We start from the raw sequence: 17,027 nt of genomic DNA, 5'->3' as shown, positions 1-17,027 counted from the left end.
CTACTGTCCTCACACTGTGCCTTGCGGCAATGTCTGCTGACTGACCTGCACGGTCTGCCCGCCCTCGACATTGACGATGAATTTCTCGTTGATCGATTGGTACTGCACCTGAACATCCGCCTGCACATACCCAAGGCTCGTGCGCGCGGGGGGATTGTTCGAAATGTCGCACACCACTGCAAATGGCAGCGCCCCGGTCGTCGAACCGAGCATCCCCTGTCCGAGCATGGCATTCAGAAACGACAGCAATGTCGAGCGGATATTCTGAAATAGTGTCGTATTAACCAATTGCCCCACGTAGGCACCCATACCCGCCGAGAGCGTATCAGCAATATAATTAGTCATTCTGGTGTAATTATCACCATTTACCGCGCTATTCGACGATGTATTATGTCCACCTCGCACGCCCCAAAATGCACCACCTGGCTGCGGATTACTGATAACGTCAATCCCGGCAGCCAATAGTACTGACAGATCAGCAGTTGAGTAAGTATTGCTACTTCCTGCAACTGCCAGCCCCGATTTCTGACTGCCAACGACCCCGTATAATTGTTTATTGAGCGATGATTGTTCCGGTGACAAATTTGCTAATATTCCAGCGACGAATCCTTGCGGTGAAACCAGACGTGTCACCGCGTTAGTCTGATCGTACCACCAGATCCAATCACCAAACATCAATTTTGCCGCATAAGAGTCGATCCCCGCGGTCTGCATCGTCGATACGGCATTGGTGATTGTATCACCCGGCGGCCCAGCCAAGATCATATAGCAGCCTTCGTCGAGCCCAAAAGCAACCTCAACACTCCATTGAGTCGAATCATCAAGGTCCGCCAGAACGACAATGCTACACCCCTGCCCACGCAGTGCATACATCCCCGATCGCGGCGACACGTCCTGCCCGACCATCGTGCCCGAGGTTATGCCCGTCGCACCGTCACTCCCAGGTGTCCCAGCCGAGAAGGGAAACGATCCAGCCGAGGGCGCGATCGACGAAGTTCCCGCACTTGCAACGACCAGTTGCGAAGCGCCTCGGAGGGGGCCGGTGCCACTGTTGATCGCGCTTGCCACCGCAGCCCAGAACGCCGCTCCAGTACCGATGATGTTATTATAAACTTCAACCGCGCCACCCGGCAGGGCGATTGTCACCTGCCAGGAGTTGGCAGCCGAACCTGAAGAGAGAGTCGCGACCAGATTATTGCCGAGGCTTCCGGTATACAAAGCCGTCAGTGTCAGTGCCCCCAGGATCGACACCGAGGCCGCGGTATCAGTACCGTCAGTCACCCGCACACAGCGGAAATTCGAGGCACCCTGCTGGACTCCGATCGCCACAACGGTCCCCATGTCGTACTGACGTGCCAGAATCGGCCCGAACGATGTCGCATAATCGCCCATGGAACCGACGATCATCGGCTGATCTACCGGCCCCCAGCTTGCGCTACCCACCACTCCAAGCACATTAGTCGGCACGCCGTTGAGCAACAGCGTCTGCGGGGGCACGATCTGCACATACAAATCCGGCACGATCAGCGCGGTCGTGTTCAATGCGCCAGCTTGTGAAATCGGCATTTGTTAGCCCTCCGCCATAACGCGCACGACCGATTGCGCTTGGCCTTCAGCCAGGATTTTCGCCATCGCTGTTGAATCGGTGATCACATCACCCCTTTTGAAGCCGCCGAACGGCTTCACCACTACGAATTTAATTGTCATGAATTCTCCTTAACCGGACATCCCGGCAATAAACGCGCCATTTGCCTCGATATTGCCAACACCAAACAACATCGCCGGCGTCAATGCTGCCAATGTCGTTGGATATTCAACAGTATAGACAATATCTCTCCTATATAGAGCCGCGTCGGCACCTGCGTCCGTCGTGGTTCCACCCACATACGCAATATGCCCGCATGATCCATCTGCAAGCCCAATGAAATTCGGCGTCGCCAGCGCAGGATCGACCACCGCCGCAACAGCATCGCGCGTCAGCGGATCACCACACCATAGCGAAACCCTGAATTCCTGCGCCTGGCGCTTGATTTCCTGCAGCGATATACCGCCGGCCACGACTCGCGCGGTAAACAAGCGCGCCGCTGGCACAGTGACGGTCGATCCCGCATACTCGACCAACCATCCGGCCGCTCGCATCATTGCCGCGAGATTGCTTGCAACAGTCGGAGGCGTATCCGTCGCCTGCACGGCATAAGGAAAAATCGTCCCGTCAACCGCGATTCCCGCCAATTGCCCCGCTGCACAAATCCCTGAAAACGTCGCCGACAAATTGTCGACGTTAACGCCAAGCGTGGCCGGCACAGGTGCCACCTCCTGCCAAACACGAGGAAACCGCGTGGTGTTCCTCACCGCCGTGGCCGTGGCGAACACTGTCACGTGTATCGCTCCCTGAGCCAAATCGGCTTCCAGTGTCGGTCCGTTCGGCATTCCCCGATACACCCGGCATGTCACCGCCCCACCTGGCCCGACCACCACCGAAGGCTGCGACGATCCATTTGGATAAATCGCTGTCGCAACCAATGATGTCAGCGCTGTCTCGACATCCGCTTGATCTGCCATCAAATGACACTTTCGGTCAGTGCTAAGCGCCAAATGCCCCCGTAGGCCACCACCGCGTCCACCACGAATTGCCGCCCGCGTGCGTCGCGCACGAGATCCGCCACCTGAGGTGCCAACCCGTCAACCGCAGCCACCGCCCCGATATATCCCGGCAATTTGGTGTCATCAGGCAGCCCCGCGCGGGATCGATCACTAACGCCGCCCGGCAACAGCGCCGCCGGAAACCCCGACAGGATAGCGGTCGCCGCACCAGCCAGAATCGCCCCATACGGATTGACCCCCGCCAGCACAGGCCCTGAAGGGCGCCACACGCTCACGGTCTCGTTACACTGCACCCCCAACACCGGTGCTGGGGGTTCATTCGTCGCCACCAAAAGCGTTCCCAATGGCCCCACGACATAATCCCCAGCTGCGACATAAGCCTGATCCAGCACGAGCTGCCGATACGGCACCCCAAACGGCGCGGGTCCGCGCGCTGACCCTGAGACCGGCACCGAAAGCACTGCCAATCTCACCGTCCGGTTCACCGCCACCACCGGACACCCGCCATTGCGCGGCCGGAACGCGTCGCAGATCACCCCCGCCTTGCGCGCGGCCATGCCACCGCCGTACGCAATGCGATCCGCCAGTCTCACGCCGTCCATAACGATCCTCAAACGATCAAGGTAATGCCGCTAGATTCCAAGGCCCCACCCGGTGGGATTCCGATGAAACCACACAATCGTCTTCGCCAGCCGTCGAACAGCGCGTCCCGGTCGTGCACTTCGCGTTGGTTATGCTGCCAGCTTGCGGCCGCTTCGGTGTCAAGGTTGGCGCTCGCCAATGGCACTGCCGCCTCAAGGGCGTTCAACGTGTTCAGATAGTTCACCACAACGGCTATTTCCGCCGGAGCAAAGTTGTTCATCCGATATTCCAACGTGCCGTAGGCCTGAAAGAAGCGCCACGATTGGAACCCGGCGGCCCCGGCGCCATATGCCGGATACCCGCAGAACCGTCGTATATCGACCTTCTGTGCCTCAGTCAGCGTTCCCGGCGCACTGTCATAAACGCCTGACATTTCAGTACACCGACCCATCACCGCGGGTGAAAAACACTGAACCGGCGCCCGATGCCAGCACAGCGCTGGCATAGGTCGCCAATTTCCCCACATCCAGCAGTACCCGTCCACCCGCTGGAACCGGCAAATCGCCGGCAATCGTGGCCGTCACGCCCTCCATCCCAAACCGTACAAATGCCACGCCACTTGCCGCATTAAACACCAATACGCTTGACCCGCCCCCCATCAATGCGACGGCAGCCGCACTGGTCGAAGCCGCAACCGATGCCGTCCCGGTCGGCCGGAACGGTAACGATGCCCCCGTTGACATAGCTAAATACCCCTCAACCGATATGCTCGATCATGACGGCACGCTTGAAATTCGAGTTATTCGCCGTGGGAACGGTAGTCGATGTCGTGGTGGTGTCAGAGGGTGCACAGAAACCACCGATCCAATACCACGATTGCGCAATAATCTGCTGCAACCGATCGATCGGCTCGCGCGTCACCATTGCGACATTGTCGATAATGCTAACCAGCGCATCTTTTGGTGCCACATCCTCGGCGCCCATTCCCGCGAAATCCGCCTCGATCAACGCACCCTTGCCACAAATGATCGGCCGTCGCACCGCAAGCCCCGATGCGACCCCAGCCGTCTGCACGTAGGCCTCGTTTGTGGTAATGAATCGCAGCCCCAGGAAATCGTTCACCATGCCCTGACGGAACACCGGGTTGCTCGACGTTGCGCCCTGGAACAACTGCCGGAAATCAGGATCAGAAAATAACTGCCGAGCGGATACTGGATCAAGATAGCAGTTATAGGCACCATCAAGTTCAGGTACGGCGTTCTGCCGCAACGTTGCCACAGCATCAAGCAAAACCGACATCGTCAAGCTGTCTCCCGCTTGCAGCGCCGCCGTGGTCGGGCGCCCCGAGGGTCGAACGATTATGCTCGCCGTGCCCGCTACCACCGGGTTTCCAGCAGTCGCGTCACTCACCGCCAGATCAGTCGCGAAAGTTAACTGGCCAGAGATGCCGGTCGGCGCAGTCGTTGTGTTGCTCAGATCCGGAGTCACTGAAACCAAGGTGTATTCGTTAGACCCCACCATCACGGCAAGGGGATTTGCTGCTGAAACCGCCGTTTGCACACCGTTGACATAAACGGTCGTGAATCCACGAATGTCGTCAACCGCAATCGTCGGCCCGGGGGTAGCCAAAGTCGTCAGGACTCTGGTATTTCCACCAAAATAAGGCCCAAACAAAGCATTCCGCGCGAGTTCATCCAAGCTTCGGGCAGCCTGCTCTCCATTGGTCGAGGCATTCTGCAAAAACTGCGACGCGATGCCGACCCGGCTTGTCACCATGTTCAAATCCTGCGTCGCTGCATAGAAATTCAGCGTCACAGTATATTGCTCGACACCCCAGCCCTGCGGCGTCAAGCCATTGTCCAGATTTGTATTGGTACTTGCCGCCATCGGCGTTGTTACCGAAGGCTTCAGGCCCGCTCTTGTCTTGGTCAACGTTTCGCCAATGCCGACCGAAAAACTCTCCCGGTCCGCAACCATCCGGTATCCTAGCCGCGACCGCAAAGCCTGCTCGAACTCTCGCTCCAGGAAGCCTTGCTGAATGATCGGCTGAAGTGAAGCCGGAAAATTCGAAATACCCATGTTTGATCCCCTTGCGAATGACGCAAAAAAAGCCGCGCTCCCGATCGGAAGGCGGCAGTGAAGAATGCGGTCCCTTTTATAAAAGCGAACCAAAAAAAATCGGCACGAACCAAGCCTGCGCCAGATAGATTGGCCACACCCAATCAGACTAATCGTGTTATTCTTCCTTTTTTATTCAAAGGAAGCTGTAAGTTATGCTTCTACCCGCCCGACCGCCGCAACATCTCAGCCCGTGCCGCGCGCCACTCAGCCTCGCTCAAATCGCGCGCATGCCGCGCCCGTGCGGGTTCAGCTCGCGGTACCGCAGCCGTCGAGGACGAAGAAGCGCCCCCGAACAACCATGGCTTTTCGCGCTTCAGCTTGGTCATTACCGCTGGGGCATCGGGAACTGAGCCATCTTCTGCCAGAACAATCTTATCAAAATCGATGAGCTTCAACCCATCGAGATCAACCATGCCAGCCCTCACGGCTTCAATCTTCAATTCAGCCCGTTTGAGCTTTTCTGAATGTTCACGTTGCATTTTCCCGAGCGCTTGTTCGGCCACCTCGGCACGCGTCCGCCAGTCGTCTAGCGGTTGGTCTTCACTCTCAATTTCATCCGTCATGCGCTATCCTGTTGCATTTGATCTCCGTCATTTTCGATCCGATCGAGTTCAGCGGCCACATCAGAGATCGCGTGTGTAGCTGCCAAGCTCTTCACAGCTGTCTCTCGTGAAAGCTGACCGGCATTGACCAGTATGGCGATCGCCTGCGCCTCCTTGAGCCGATCATCTGCGGATGGCGGATACCAGCGCGGCCAGCGCAGATTGAGCCGGACGTCTGTCTCCACCAAGGGTATCGCCTGGCCCATCACGGTCAGTGGAAATCGTGCCCGTGCCCGCAACACCATTCGTAGCAATGCTAATAATCCGCCCTCGCCATATGAAATTCGCAAATTATCCGCAAGCCAGATCAGCCCCTGATTCATCAGCTCCAGAGCCCGCCCCGATTGCGCCGCACTCAGTCGATCAGCATTGGCTCGATTGCCATGAACACTCTCAAGCGCCATCTCACGGAGCGTCCGTACGTATTCGATCACTGCGGCCGAGGCTGTGCCGCCAATCTCCAACAGCTTGGCGTCGCCTTTTTCAGAGACAATCAAGGCATTTCCCGCGCCCTTGACCAACTCGCGATCCGTCGTTGCCGGTTCTTTGATCAATAGCGTTGGATCGGACGCATATTTTAGCCCACGCCCCGCCTGCGAGAGCTGATAATCGATCTCAATGCCGGTTTCGATCGCAGCGCGAAACGTGCAGGCTCCGTCCACCCCGTCGCCTCCAGGCAGATTACGAATCCACACGATCGGCACAAATCCGAGGCCATGCCTCACGCTCCGTTCGTCATCGATTTCAAGCGGCAACGGATCGACGACGCTCTGTGGTGCGTACCAAATCTCACCGGACGCATCCCAGGTTCTCTGGAACCAGTAATACTGGGAATCATCGATATTCGTATATCCCTGTTCCAGTAATTCAGACCCTTTAACCTTGTATCTTTCAGTCACCGAAGTCAGTGTGTCGGGAGCATCCTCGCGCCAAACCGGCGTCAGGTATTGCGTCTCCAATACCGAAAAGAACAGCCTGCCCTTCAGTACACGCAACAGCACCGCAACAGATCCCACGGCACCGCGCAGCGCCGCATCGATCATCACCTCATTGAGCCGGCATTCGCGCACGACATCGCCAAGCAATGCCTCAACCGCAGAGTTAGCACACTCCACTGCCGGAAAATGCCCCGCGCTGAACAACAGTGATACCGAATCCTCCACGACGATGCGGCACAACCCGTACCGCACCGAAGGACGTCGCGCCCGCAGGGGAATATATTCCCCCGCGCCGTTCCTCTCATCTCCGAACGCATAGGGAAGCCCATCATAGATCGTGCCATCCAGTACGCGGCGGTATATCTCCAGTCGTCGTGCCCGCGGAGCCAAGTGCGGGTCCACTGGAATCGTCTGACAGATCGTCTCGAACATCTTTACCGTCCCATCAGAGTATGTCGCACCACTCGGCTAACCATTGGTACAGCCGCAATCGTCGCCACCGCGCGTGACAACGCGTCAACCTGATCATCCTTCTCTCCATCGGGAAACGCTTGCAATTCAGCGAGCAGCGCAGGCGTCCAGCTGGCCTCGACGACCAAAATCTGGCCTGCTCCCATGAGGGCCGCCGCGGGCATGGCGCGTGTATGTTTGGGCCCCGTTTCCGGACTCGACAACACCGTGAAACCAAGCAACCCACGGCGCAAATAAGCAATCTGCGCAACCCCTGCCTGGCCAGGGTCCTGTGCCAAAGCGATCGTCGTCGCCACTCCATCCGCCCGCGCGGTCTCAAGCATCACCCGCTCGACCTCCGCAGGCGCCGCCCGCAGTCTCACAATATCAAGCACCACAAATCGCGCATCGGCGAGCAATCCAAGCTTCAACCCCACAGTCCAATCCGGATCCCGACCCGCCGTCGCGACACTCGCCGCCAAATCCCAGGCGCGCACCGAGCGCACCACGGCTGGTGTTTCGGCCAGCCGGATCAGCCGGGTCACATCGAACACCTGCCCAACATCAGTAGTAGGGTTTTGCTGATAGAGCGCGCTGAAAACCCGTTCACCCACGGCACAACGTTTCCGCGAGATCGCGGCCGCAGACTCCCATTCCGGCCAGAGTGCCTCCCCGACAGCGCGCCCGAGCGGGTCGGCGGCCTCGGCGAGCGCCGGCAGACGCAGCACAGTCCAACCTTCGTCCCGACGGATCAACCGTCCGGCAAGATCATCTTCATGCCAGCGCGTCATGATCAGAACGACACGCCCGTTTGGTTTCAATCGAGACAGCAACTCGGCGCGGTACCAGTCATACAAGGCATCCCGCGCCGTCCGGCTATCGGCCTCGGCCCAGGTTTTCACTGGATCATCGATTAAAATCAAATCGGCGCGCCGCCCGGTGATCGGTCCGCGCACCCCGGCCGCAAAATACTGTCCACCATTGGCAAGACCAAATCGTGTCGCCGCGCGGCTACTCGCTTCGATCGTTAATCCGATGCCTGGGCCGTGTTCAGCGATCAGACTACGTAGCCGGCGCCCGAAATGTTCGGCCAGCGACGCCGTATGCGACGTGGCTATCACTTCGCGATGCGGCTTCGCCGCAAACCAAAATGCCGGAAACAAAACAGAGGCATATGTGGACTTCGCTGCCCCCGGCGGCATCAGCACCATCAACCGATCGGTCGCTCCTTGCGAAACACGCTGAAGCGCGTCGATCAAGGCGCCGTGGTGCCGTGCCGGGCGCTGATTCACCGTCAACAGGACAGACTCGGCAAACGCCCGGAAACCAGCGGCCTCGATCGTACCGGTGTCAACAACCGGCCGACCGTCCTCCGTCGAACACCTCACCACGGTGTCCGTACACAAAGCCTCATCATGAAAAAACAAATAGCCCAAACTGGGGTGGGTGGGAAAGTGAAAATAACGTCTAGTTAGAAATTATTTTCAAACCGCCCAAAAGCCAGCCGTTCTAACGAAATCTCACCACAACGACCGCTCACCATCAGATATTATCAAAATCCTAATGCCACACCAACCTCGCTGCGAACCACCAGAGTGACGCTCGGCGGTTCATAGAGGCTGTCATTCAACCCGGATCCGCCATAGTTGAAATGCCGCACACCGAGATCGGCGGTCAGATGTATCGCATTCCCCAAATCCCAATCGCCTCCGAGGCGCACGGCCTCCTCGCCGCTGGTGCCAAAATCTCCTGCGAAACCGGGAACCGGTGCCGAAGCCCGTCCTCCGACCACGGCCAAATCCTCCGCCATTGCCGACATCACCAGGCGGTCCGTCACAGCGGCCTCAAGTCGCGCCCCTACCCCCGCGATTGCAGCCCGATAAAATGCGCCATAACCACCACCGAAATCACGATACCAACTTTGGAATCCGGCCGTTGCAAACGGAATCAAATCGATCACCGGTGACACAACCACCGCTTTGCCCAAGCGAACCTCGAATGTATTGAATCGCGTATGATCGGTTGCATCGTAAGAGGGCAACCCGAAACCGGGGCTGCTCTGGTGATACCCATGATAAGCCAGAGGTCCGCCGGCGAAATCATAGATGACACCGGTATAAATGCCTGGAATTCCTAAAACGGGCCCCACACGCGTGACGGCCGCCGAAAATGCCGGCAGGGACCCTCGTTCCTGACCTGACGTCTTACCGAAATTTTCACGATACTGCGTACATTGCACAGCAATTCCGAGCGAAATCCGTGTTTCGGCGGCAACGATGCCAGGATTCAGTCCGACCAACGAGCCATCGGACCAGGCGACCGGGGATGCCGCCAAAAACAGCCCCGATGCAGTCGCCACTCTGAAGACCCAATTGAAACGCGACATGAAACGACCTCGTGCTGAGGTATCTAACGCATTGAATCGTTAAAAAGCGCCTAACAAACGCGGCGCACGTTTCGGAAATTCTGCTCTGTAACCGCCGTGCTACGCTTACTGTAACGTCAGGAGTGTGCCGTGCCGCATCTCGCTGGGCGAAATCAGCGCCGCAGATCCTACCCGCACCGAATGCAGCTTCCCCTCGATCTGACGCGCCCAGAATGCCAGAAAGTTGTTCAACACCGGATACCGCGGCGCGATGTCCAATTCCTGCCATACAAAACTCTGCAACACCCCCGGGTGATCCGGCAAATGATACAAAATCTCCGCAGTCGTCAGTCGATATCCTTGTAATTGTTTGCTTAAGTTCATTGAATCCCCTCGTCAAAACCGGTTGGCCGAACCACGAAGTGGCGTCCCGTCCCAATGACAATGCCATGACAACCAGGGGGTTTGGCAAGAAAATTATGCGTTATCAACGTATTAGCACTCACCGCCCGAAAGTGCTGCCGGACTTGACAAAAAACCGCCCTGGCTATAATGGATTGGCACTCTCCGGATGAGAGTGCTAGCAGCGTGTGATGCCTTTTAAGGGTCAGCGTTGTTGAGCCAGTCAATCACATACGACGCAAATCAGGAGCGATCCGATGAAATTCCGTCCCCTCCACGACCGCGTGGTCGTCCGCCGGCTGAACGCCGAGGAAAAGACCGCCGGTGGCATCATCATCCCCGACACCGCCAAGGAAAAGCCGATGGAAGGCGAAGTCATCGCCGTCGGTGCCGGCGCGCGCAATGAAGCCGGCGCCATCGTGGCGCTCGACGTCAAGGCCGGCGACCGCATCCTGTTCGGCAAATGGTCTGGCACCGAAGTGAAGCTCGACGGCGAAGAGCTGTTGATCATGAAGGAATCCGACATCATGGGCGTCATCGAAGGCACCCCGGCCGCCAAGAAAAAGGCCGCCTGAGCCTTCCCGACCTCATAATTCTCTAAAAGGAACACAATCATGGCTGCTAAAGACGTTCGTTTTTCAGCCGATGCCCGTGAGCGCATGCTCCGCGGCGTCGACGTTCTCGCCAACGCGGTTAAAGTCACGCTCGGCCCCAAAGGCCGCAACGTCGTGCTCGAAAAGAGCTTCGGCTCGCCGCGCATCACCAAGGACGGTGTCACCGTCGCGAAGGAAATCGAGCTCGCCGATCGTTTCGAAAACATGGGCGCCCAGATGGTCCGCGAAGTCGCTTCGCGCACCAACGACCTCGCCGGTGACGGCACCACCACCGCCACCGTTCTCGCCCAGGCCATCGTCCGCGAAGGCGTCAAAGCCGTCGCAGCTGGCATGAACCCGATGGATCTGAAGCGCGGCATCGACAAGGCCGTCATCGCCGTCGTCGAAGAACTGAAGAAGCGCACCAAAAAGATCAACAACCCGACCGAAACCGCCCAGGTTGGCACCATCTCCGCCAACGGCGAAGCCGAAATCGGCAAGATGATCTCCGAAGCGATGCAGAAGGTCGGCAACGAGGGTGTCATCACCGTCGAAGAAGCCAAAGGCATCCAGACCGAGCTCGATGTGGTCGAGGGCATGCAGTTCGACCGCGGGTACGTCTCGCCCTACTTCATCACCAACCCGGAAAAAATGGTCGCGGACCTGGATAACCCCTACATCCTGATCCACGAGAAAAAGCTCTCCGGCCTCCAGCCGATGCTGCCGCTGCTCGAATCCATCGTCCAGTCCGGCAAGCCCCTGCTGATCATCGCCGAAGACGTCGAAGGCGAAGCCCTCGCGACCCTGGTCGTGAACAAGCTGCGCGGCGGCCTCAAAATCGCAGCCGTCAAGGCGCCGGGCTTTGGTGATCGTCGTAAGGCGATGCTGGAAGATCTCGCGATCCTCACCGGCGGCCAGGTCATCAGCGAAGACCTCGGCATCAAGCTGGAGACCGTCACGCTCGCCATGCTCGGCCGCGCGAAGAAGGTGTTGATCGAAAAGGAAAACACCACCATCGTCGAAGGCGCCGGCAAAAAGGCCGACATCACCGGCCGCTGCAACCAGATCCGCGCACAGGTCGAGGAAACCACCTCGGACTACGACCGCGAGAAGCTGCAGGAACGCCTTGCCAAGCTCGCCGGCGGCGTCGCGGTCATCCGCGTCGGTGGCGCCTCGGAAGCCGAAGTGAAGGAGCGCAAGGATCGCGTTGACGACGCCCTGCACGCAACTCGCGCAGCCGTCGAAGAAGGCATCGTCCCTGGCGGCGGCGTCGCCCTCGCCCGCGCCTCACTGATCCTCTCCAAGGTCAAGGCCGACAACGACGATCAACGCTTCGGCATCGATATCATCCGCAAGGCCATCCTGGTCCCGATGCGCCAGATCGCCGAAAACGCAGGTGAAGACGGCGCCGTGATCTCCGGCAAAGTGCTTGACAAGGACGATTACGGCTGGGGCTTCGATGCCCAGTCCGGCGAGTTCAAGGATCTGGTCAAGGCCGGCATCATCGACCCGACCAAAGTTGTCCGCACCGCCCTGCAGGACGCCGCCTCGGTGGCCGGCCTGCTGGTTACCACGGAAGCCATGGTCGCCGAACGCCCCGAGAAGAAGGCGCCTCAGGGCGGCGGCGGCGGAATGGGCGGCATGGGCGGCATGGGCGATATGGATTTCTGATCCATCGCCTCCCGCTGATACGTCAAAAGGCCGTGGAGCAATCCACGGCCTTTCTTTTTGTCGAACCATCCCTCCCACGTTGCACCGATTTCCAAACCATGAAAAAATCGCGTCGATGGAAAAAGACCGCCTCGCCGCCTTCACCGATGGCGTCATCGCCGTCATCATCACCATCATGGTGCTCGACCTGAAACTGCCGCACGGCACCACCCTCGCCGCGCTCGCAACCGCAGCCCCAACCTTCGTCAGCTACATCCTCAGCTTCATCTACGTCGCAATCTATTGGAACAACCACCACCATTTCTTCCAGCTCGTCCCCCGCGTCACCGGCTCGATCCTCTGGGCCAATCTGCACCTGCTGTTCTGGCTGTCACTCATCCCCTTCGCCACCGCCTGGGTCGGTGCCCACCACACCGCCCCGATCCCGACCGCCCTCTACGGCGTCGCCCTGCTGTTGCCGGCCCTCGCTTGGTACGCTCTGCAAACCGCCATCATTCGCACCCAGGGCAAGACCTCTGCCCTCGCGAAGGCGCTCGGCCGCGACATCAAAGGCAAGGTCTCGCCCCTGCTGTACCTAGGCGGAATCGGGCTTGCGTTCATCGACACGGCGCTCTCCGATGCGCTCTATGCGATCGTGGCACTGCTCTGGCTGATCCCGGATCGCCGGGTTGAAGCCGCCATCTCCGCATAACGCGCTTAGAGCGTTATGCTTTCAGCCTAACGCTCTAGCTCTATATTTTTTCGAGCGATTTCATGCGATTATGCTGCCGCTGCTGCGTCAACTTAATCGCATATCGCTCTAAGCGCGGCATCGTTCTGAATGACAGGGACCGACCCCTTGATCGACTGGCAGGACCAGGACGCCACTACCCTCGCGGCGCTGATCCGCGCGGGCGACATTTCCGCCGCCGAGCTCCTCGAAGCGGCCCTCGCACGGATCGCGGCAGCGGCCGCCCGACGGCTCCTCCGGCGGGGTATCGGATTGCGGCTACCGCGCGGGGGAAAAATCCACAACCGCGGTGAAGCCCGTTTCAGTGCCAAAGACCAGGTGGCTACCGCTGGAATTCCAGGCCAGGGCGGAGACCGGGCCGTTGCCGGCGGCGGCGATCGGCAGGACGCGTTCACGCGTGATGTCCGCCACCACGACCATGCCGTCAGCATAGCCGGCGGCGACGATTTCGTTCTGTGGATGGCAGGCGATGCGCTTGACCAACGAGGCAGAGGCGGCGAGTTCGAGCGGGGCCTTGCCCATCGGGCCGCCGCCGAAAAACGGCCATAGGATGATCGCCTCGGCCCCGGCACTGGCCAACCATTTGCCAGAGCGGGTGAAGCCGAGCGATTCCGGTTTGCTCGGGTAGCCGCTCATGCGCATGTGCTGACCATCAGGCAGTTTCCAGCCGTGCAATGCATTTTCCTGCATCGCAGTGACAATGGCATCGAGATCGGGATGCAAAGCCACGCCGATGTGACTGCCCTTCCATTCCAGCACCTGCGGTTTGGCGTTCTCCGAACGGACGAACCACAGCGAGGCACCGTTGTAATGCGACGCGGCAATCCGGCGCGCCTTGGCATCGAACGCCAGCCCCGACACGGTGGACGGATGCGCCAAGGTGCGGACTACCGCCCCGGCGCTATCGATCAGATGCACATTCCGGCCGACCGCAGCGGCGCGGAGCGGGGATTTGCGATCGGGCACGGTGGCGACATGATCGACCCATTTCATCCCATAGCTTGCGATGATGCTCGGACCGGTCGCTGGATCGATGCGACGGAGATGCCCATCATCGCCGCCGGTCAGAAAACCCGCCGCATCAACGTCCGGCGTGAGCGCGAGAACCACACCATCGTGCAACGCGTGCTCGTGCCAGCGTCCGGCCGCGATGTCGCGCAGGACGACACGGCCATCGCCCAATGCGACAGCAAAATGGGTGCCAGCGCGGTTGAAACAGGCGGCTGTGACGTGAGCGTCATATTCATGGATGACGCCGCGTTTTTGCAGGAGTTCGTCGGGGGTCATTGGAGGTGGGAAAGATTAGGGGAGAAGAAGGCTTCTTTTTTGTAAAAAAGAAGCAAAAAACTTTTTTTAATTTGGGGCATGGGTGGTCTCAAGACTGGGGGCCAGATGGATGGAGGTTTTTGGGTTCGTTTTTACGGACGGGGACCGTTTGCTTTGCCTTTCTTTGCCTGTCGTTTTCATGTCGTCACGCAACGTTCGCCGGGTTGCTTGTGAAGAGGAAGCAGAGAGATTTTTTTATCTGGGACATGGGCGGTTTCACGGCTACAGGCCAGACGAATAGAAGTTTTTTGCTTCTTTTTTTCAAAAAAGAAGTGCTTCCCTGCCTTACCTGCGCGTTCTTCCTCAAGCTGCCACGCAGCTTTCGAATCCACGGCGCAGTTGTGGGCGGTTGAGATTGCGGCCGATGAAGACGATGCGGCTTTCGTGGGGTTCGTCGGGTTTCCAGGGGCGGATGAAGTCGCCGTCGGCCATCATGTGGACGGCTTGGAAGGCGAAGCGGCGGGGTTCGTCTTCGAAGGCGAGGATACCTTTGGTGCGGAGGATATCCTGGCCTTGGGTGGCGAGGATGCCGCCGATCCAGGCGTTGAATTTTTCGGCGTCGAGCGGGGTTGTAAGGGCGAGGCTGATGCTGGTCATGTGTTCGTCGTGGGTGTGGGCGTCGTCGTCGAGGAAGTCGGGGGTGGATTCGAGGATTCGGTCGAGGCTGAAGGCGTTGATGCCGAGGAGTTTATCGGCGGGGATATCGGCTTTGGTGGCGTGGTGGATTGTGGCGTAGCGGTTGATGCGGCGGATGTCGGCTTCGACGGCTGTGAGTTCGTCCTGGGTGACGAGGTCGAGTTTGTTGAGGACGATGACATCGGCGAAGGCGATCTGGTCGGTGGCTTCCTGGCTGTCGCGCAGGCGGGCGGGGAGATTTTTGGCGTCGACGACGGTGACGATGGCGTCGAGTCGGGTTTTGGATTTGACGTCTTCGTCGACGAAGAAGGTTTGGGCGACGGGGGCGGGGTTGGCGAGGCCCGTGGTTTCGACGATGATTCCGTCGAATTTGCCGCGGCGTTTCATCAGGCCGTTGATGATGCGGATGAGGTCGCCGCGCACGGTGCAGCAGATGCAGCCGTTGTTCATTTCGAAGACTTCTTCGTCGGTATCGACCACGAGGTCGTTATCGACGCCGCGTTCGCCGAATTCGTTGATGACGACGGCGTAGCGTTTGCCGTGGTGTTCGGTGAGGATGCGGTTGAGCAGGGTGGTTTTGCCGGCGCCGAGGAAGCCGGTGAGGACGGTGACCGGGACGAGGTCGGTCGCGGCGGTGGTCGCGCTTTCGGTCACGGGGGCGGTCGCTGTGTCGGTCATGGGGGCGCTCCTGTCAGGATGAGGGCGTGTCGTTCGCGCTGATATAGGGCCTGGGGTTCGGGCGGGCCAGATTGCGGCGGGGATTGCGGGTCTGCGCTGGTGAAGGCGAGGCCGAGGCCGAGCATGACGAAGAGCCATCCGGCCATGGGGAGGACGGCGAAATTGTCGGTCGAGGCCAGCGGCCAGGCGTAGGTGAGGACGCCGATGAAGGCGCCGAGCTGCATCGGCTGGCGGAGCATGCCGCGCGCCAGGGCGAGGAGCCAGGCGAGGTTGAGGGCGGCGAACAGGGCGAGGCCGCCGATCCCGGCGTCGATCGCGGCCTGGAGGTAGAAATTATGGGGGTGGATGTTGCACGCCCCGCGGGCGAGGTTGGTCGGGCCGATGCCGAGTGCGGGGAGCCCGGCGTCGAATTTCGGTTCGGGGCAGAAATAGAGGAAGCCGTTGAAGCCGTAGCCGTGCCAGGGCGAGTGTTCGATCATGACTGTCGCACGGGTGTAGAGTTCGCCGTAGGGGCTTTTGGCGAAGTGGCGGATCTGGAGGCTGGTTTCGCCGACCAGTTTGTCGAAGCTGGGGGGTGAGACGATTTTGAGGGCGGGGATGGCGAGGATGACCAGGATGCCGAGTGCGATGGCGGGCAGGCGCACCGGGCGGAAGGCGAGTGCTGTGACGACGAGGCCGAGGCCGGCGAGCAGGAAGGGCATGCGCTGGCCGATGATCAGGGCGGTGGCGAAGCCGATGATGGCGAAGGCGGCGGCGGCGAGTTTTGGGGCGGTGCCTTTTCGCGCGATCAGGGCGGCAACGATCGGGAGGGCGGTGAGAAACAGGAGGTGGGTGTAGGGCGGGCCGGCGCGTGGCGCCCAGAACGGGCCGGTGAGCGAGCCGTCACCCCAGCGGTGGTCGCCGAAGATGTTGACGCCGAACAGTTCCTGTTGCCAGCATTCGAACAGAATCCAGGCTTCGCAGGCGGCGATGACCGCCCAGAACGATTGGCGGGCGCGGGGGGTGTCGAGCACGAAGGTGCCGAGGGCGGCGGGCAGGAGCAGCAGGCGGATCAGGACGAGGGCCTGGCCGAAGGATTTCCAGCCGCCGGGGCCGAGGCCGAGGGAGGGGATGGGCAGGGAGCAGAGCATTTCGGCGGCCCACCAGGCGAGTGCGATGAGGAACCAGGGTTGGCGCGCCCAGGCCCAGGTTCGGGTGCGGGCTGAGTGGGTGAGGAAGGCGATGTCGATGGTGGCGATCGCGAATTCCGCGCCGGCGCGCGCATAGAGCAGGCAAAGCGGCAGCAAAATTGCAGCGGCGAGGGCAAGGCGCTTGGCGATCATGGCACCG

General features: G+C 59.8%; 18 protein-coding genes. 3 read left to right on the top strand and 15 right to left on the bottom strand.

All coding sequences use genetic code 11. The annotated features are described in order from the left end of the window. Positions 1-9: 9 nt before the first annotated feature. The 12 genes from ACP5E6_RS02460 to ACP5E6_RS02405 all read right to left on the bottom strand — a co-directional run bounded on the left by ACP5E6_RS02460 (position 10) and on the right by ACP5E6_RS02405 (position 10,046). Positions 10-1,566 (bottom strand): phage tail protein, encoded by a 1,557-nt coding sequence (locus tag ACP5E6_RS02460; RefSeq protein ID WP_427951207.1) that lies wholly within the window; start codon positions 1,564-1,566, stop codon positions 10-12. A 3-nt stretch (positions 1,567-1,569) separates the two neighbouring features. Continuing rightward, entirely contained in the window at positions 1,570-1,707 is a 138-nt protein-coding gene (locus ACP5E6_RS02455; protein ID WP_427951204.1) for a hypothetical protein, read from the bottom strand. A gap of 9 nt (positions 1,708-1,716) precedes the next feature. After that, on the bottom strand, positions 1,717-2,379 hold the full coding sequence (locus ACP5E6_RS02450) for a hypothetical protein (protein WP_427951202.1): 663 nt from the start codon (positions 2,377-2,379) through the stop codon (positions 1,717-1,719). Between the two features lie 182 nt (positions 2,380-2,561). After that, complete coding sequence (locus tag ACP5E6_RS02445; protein ID WP_427951199.1) at positions 2,562-3,206, bottom strand: hypothetical protein; 645 nt, start codon at positions 3,204-3,206, stop codon at positions 2,562-2,564. A gap of 8 nt (positions 3,207-3,214) precedes the next feature. Beyond that, entirely contained in the window at positions 3,215-3,619 is a 405-nt protein-coding gene (locus ACP5E6_RS02440; RefSeq protein WP_427951196.1) for a hypothetical protein, read from the bottom strand. Position 3,620: 1 nt separating this feature from the next. Then, positions 3,621-3,770 carry a hypothetical protein gene (locus ACP5E6_RS02435; protein ID WP_427951194.1) on the bottom strand — a complete coding sequence of 50 codons (150 nt, stop codon included), beginning with the start codon at positions 3,768-3,770 and terminating at the stop codon, positions 3,621-3,623. Positions 3,771-3,942: 172 nt separating this feature from the next. Continuing rightward, entirely contained in the window at positions 3,943-5,265 is a 1,323-nt protein-coding gene (locus ACP5E6_RS02430) for a DUF4043 domain-containing protein (RefSeq protein WP_427951192.1), read from the bottom strand. 200 nt (positions 5,266-5,465) lie between these two features. Beyond that, positions 5,466-5,870: a hypothetical protein gene (locus ACP5E6_RS02425; protein WP_427951189.1), complete on the bottom strand. Its 405-nt coding sequence runs from the start codon at positions 5,868-5,870 to the stop codon at positions 5,466-5,468. Continuing rightward, positions 5,867-7,279, bottom strand: coding sequence for a phage portal protein (locus ACP5E6_RS02420; protein WP_427951187.1), 1,413 nt, complete (start codon positions 7,277-7,279; stop codon positions 5,867-5,869). The genes ACP5E6_RS02425 and ACP5E6_RS02420 overlap by 4 nt, the downstream gene beginning before the upstream one ends. 2 nt (positions 7,280-7,281) lie before the next feature. Further along, positions 7,282-8,703 (bottom strand): phage terminase large subunit, encoded by a 1,422-nt coding sequence (gene terL, locus ACP5E6_RS02415; protein WP_427951185.1) that lies wholly within the window; start codon positions 8,701-8,703, stop codon positions 7,282-7,284. A gap of 146 nt (positions 8,704-8,849) precedes the next feature. Further along, positions 8,850-9,134, bottom strand: coding sequence for a hypothetical protein (locus ACP5E6_RS02410; RefSeq protein ID WP_427951182.1), 285 nt, complete (start codon positions 9,132-9,134; stop codon positions 8,850-8,852). Between the two features lie 654 nt (positions 9,135-9,788). Further along, positions 9,789-10,046 carry an usg protein gene (locus ACP5E6_RS02405; RefSeq protein ID WP_427951179.1) on the bottom strand — a complete coding sequence of 86 codons (258 nt, stop codon included), beginning with the start codon at positions 10,044-10,046 and terminating at the stop codon, positions 9,789-9,791. A 275-nt stretch (positions 10,047-10,321) separates the two neighbouring features. Between ACP5E6_RS02405 and groES the strand changes: the two genes are divergently transcribed. From groES to ACP5E6_RS02390, 3 genes are all read left to right on the top strand, one after another. Beyond that, entirely contained in the window at positions 10,322-10,639 is a 318-nt protein-coding gene (gene groES / locus ACP5E6_RS02400) for a co-chaperone GroES (protein ID WP_029312329.1), read from the top strand. 39 nt (positions 10,640-10,678) lie between these two features. Continuing rightward, positions 10,679-12,328: a chaperonin GroEL gene (groL, locus tag ACP5E6_RS02395; RefSeq protein WP_427951176.1), complete on the top strand. Its 1,650-nt coding sequence runs from the start codon at positions 10,679-10,681 to the stop codon at positions 12,326-12,328. A 115-nt stretch (positions 12,329-12,443) separates the two neighbouring features. Beyond that, positions 12,444-13,019 (top strand): TMEM175 family protein, encoded by a 576-nt coding sequence (locus tag ACP5E6_RS02390; protein WP_427951174.1) that lies wholly within the window; start codon positions 12,444-12,446, stop codon positions 13,017-13,019. A gap of 297 nt (positions 13,020-13,316) precedes the next feature. Here ACP5E6_RS02390 and ACP5E6_RS02385 read toward each other — a convergent pair whose 3' ends face one another. The 3 genes from ACP5E6_RS02385 to ACP5E6_RS02375 all read right to left on the bottom strand — a co-directional run bounded on the left by ACP5E6_RS02385 (position 13,317) and on the right by ACP5E6_RS02375 (position 17,020). Then, positions 13,317-14,345, bottom strand: coding sequence for a WD40 repeat domain-containing protein (locus tag ACP5E6_RS02385; RefSeq protein ID WP_427951171.1), 1,029 nt, complete (start codon positions 14,343-14,345; stop codon positions 13,317-13,319). Between the two features lie 342 nt (positions 14,346-14,687). After that, positions 14,688-15,698, bottom strand: a complete 1,011-nt coding sequence (locus ACP5E6_RS02380) for a CobW family GTP-binding protein (protein ID WP_427951169.1) — start codon at positions 15,696-15,698, stop codon at positions 14,688-14,690. Further along, the gene (locus ACP5E6_RS02375) at positions 15,695-17,020 is read right to left on the bottom strand and encodes an O-antigen ligase family protein (protein ID WP_427951167.1); all 1,326 of its coding nucleotides are present in this window, start codon (positions 17,018-17,020) and stop codon (positions 15,695-15,697) included. The genes ACP5E6_RS02380 and ACP5E6_RS02375 overlap by 4 nt, the downstream gene beginning before the upstream one ends. Between the last annotated feature and the right edge of the window lie 7 nt (positions 17,021-17,027).

This window comes from Acidiphilium sp. (assembly GCF_049977125.1).
Lineage (GTDB): Bacteria > Pseudomonadota > Alphaproteobacteria > Acetobacterales > Acetobacteraceae > Acidiphilium.
Note: the sequence above shows the minus strand (reverse complement) of the source record. Positions and strands in the feature narration are given on the sequence as shown.

Coding starts and splice junctions, on each gene's coding strand:
- ACP5E6_RS02380 (WP_427951169.1), bottom strand. CDS start 15,698: ATGACCGACACAGCGACCGCCCCCGTGACCGAAAGCGCGACCACCGCC.
- ACP5E6_RS02420 (WP_427951187.1), bottom strand. CDS start 7,279: ATGTTCGAGACGATCTGTCAGACGATTCCAGTGGACCCGCACTTGGCT.
- ACP5E6_RS02445 (WP_427951199.1), bottom strand. CDS start 3,206: ATGGACGGCGTGAGACTGGCGGATCGCATTGCGTACGGCGGTGGCATG.
- ACP5E6_RS02460 (WP_427951207.1), bottom strand. CDS start 1,566: ATGCCGATTTCACAAGCTGGCGCATTGAACACGACCGCGCTGATCGTG.
- groES (WP_029312329.1), top strand. CDS start 10,322: ATGAAATTCCGTCCCCTCCACGACCGCGTGGTCGTCCGCCGGCTGAAC.
- ACP5E6_RS02430 (WP_427951192.1), bottom strand. CDS start 5,265: ATGGGTATTTCGAATTTTCCGGCTTCACTTCAGCCGATCATTCAGCAA.
- ACP5E6_RS02425 (WP_427951189.1), bottom strand. CDS start 5,870: ATGACGGATGAAATTGAGAGTGAAGACCAACCGCTAGACGACTGGCGG.
- groL (WP_427951176.1), top strand. CDS start 10,679: ATGGCTGCTAAAGACGTTCGTTTTTCAGCCGATGCCCGTGAGCGCATG.
- ACP5E6_RS02390 (WP_427951174.1), top strand. CDS start 12,444: ATGGAAAAAGACCGCCTCGCCGCCTTCACCGATGGCGTCATCGCCGTC.
- ACP5E6_RS02455 (WP_427951204.1), bottom strand. CDS start 1,707: ATGACAATTAAATTCGTAGTGGTGAAGCCGTTCGGCGGCTTCAAAAGG.
- ACP5E6_RS02375 (WP_427951167.1), bottom strand. CDS start 17,020: ATGATCGCCAAGCGCCTTGCCCTCGCCGCTGCAATTTTGCTGCCGCTT.
- ACP5E6_RS02385 (WP_427951171.1), bottom strand. CDS start 14,345: ATGACCCCCGACGAACTCCTGCAAAAACGCGGCGTCATCCATGAATAT.
- ACP5E6_RS02405 (WP_427951179.1), bottom strand. CDS start 10,046: ATGAACTTAAGCAAACAATTACAAGGATATCGACTGACGACTGCGGAG.
- ACP5E6_RS02440 (WP_427951196.1), bottom strand. CDS start 3,619: ATGTCAGGCGTTTATGACAGTGCGCCGGGAACGCTGACTGAGGCACAG.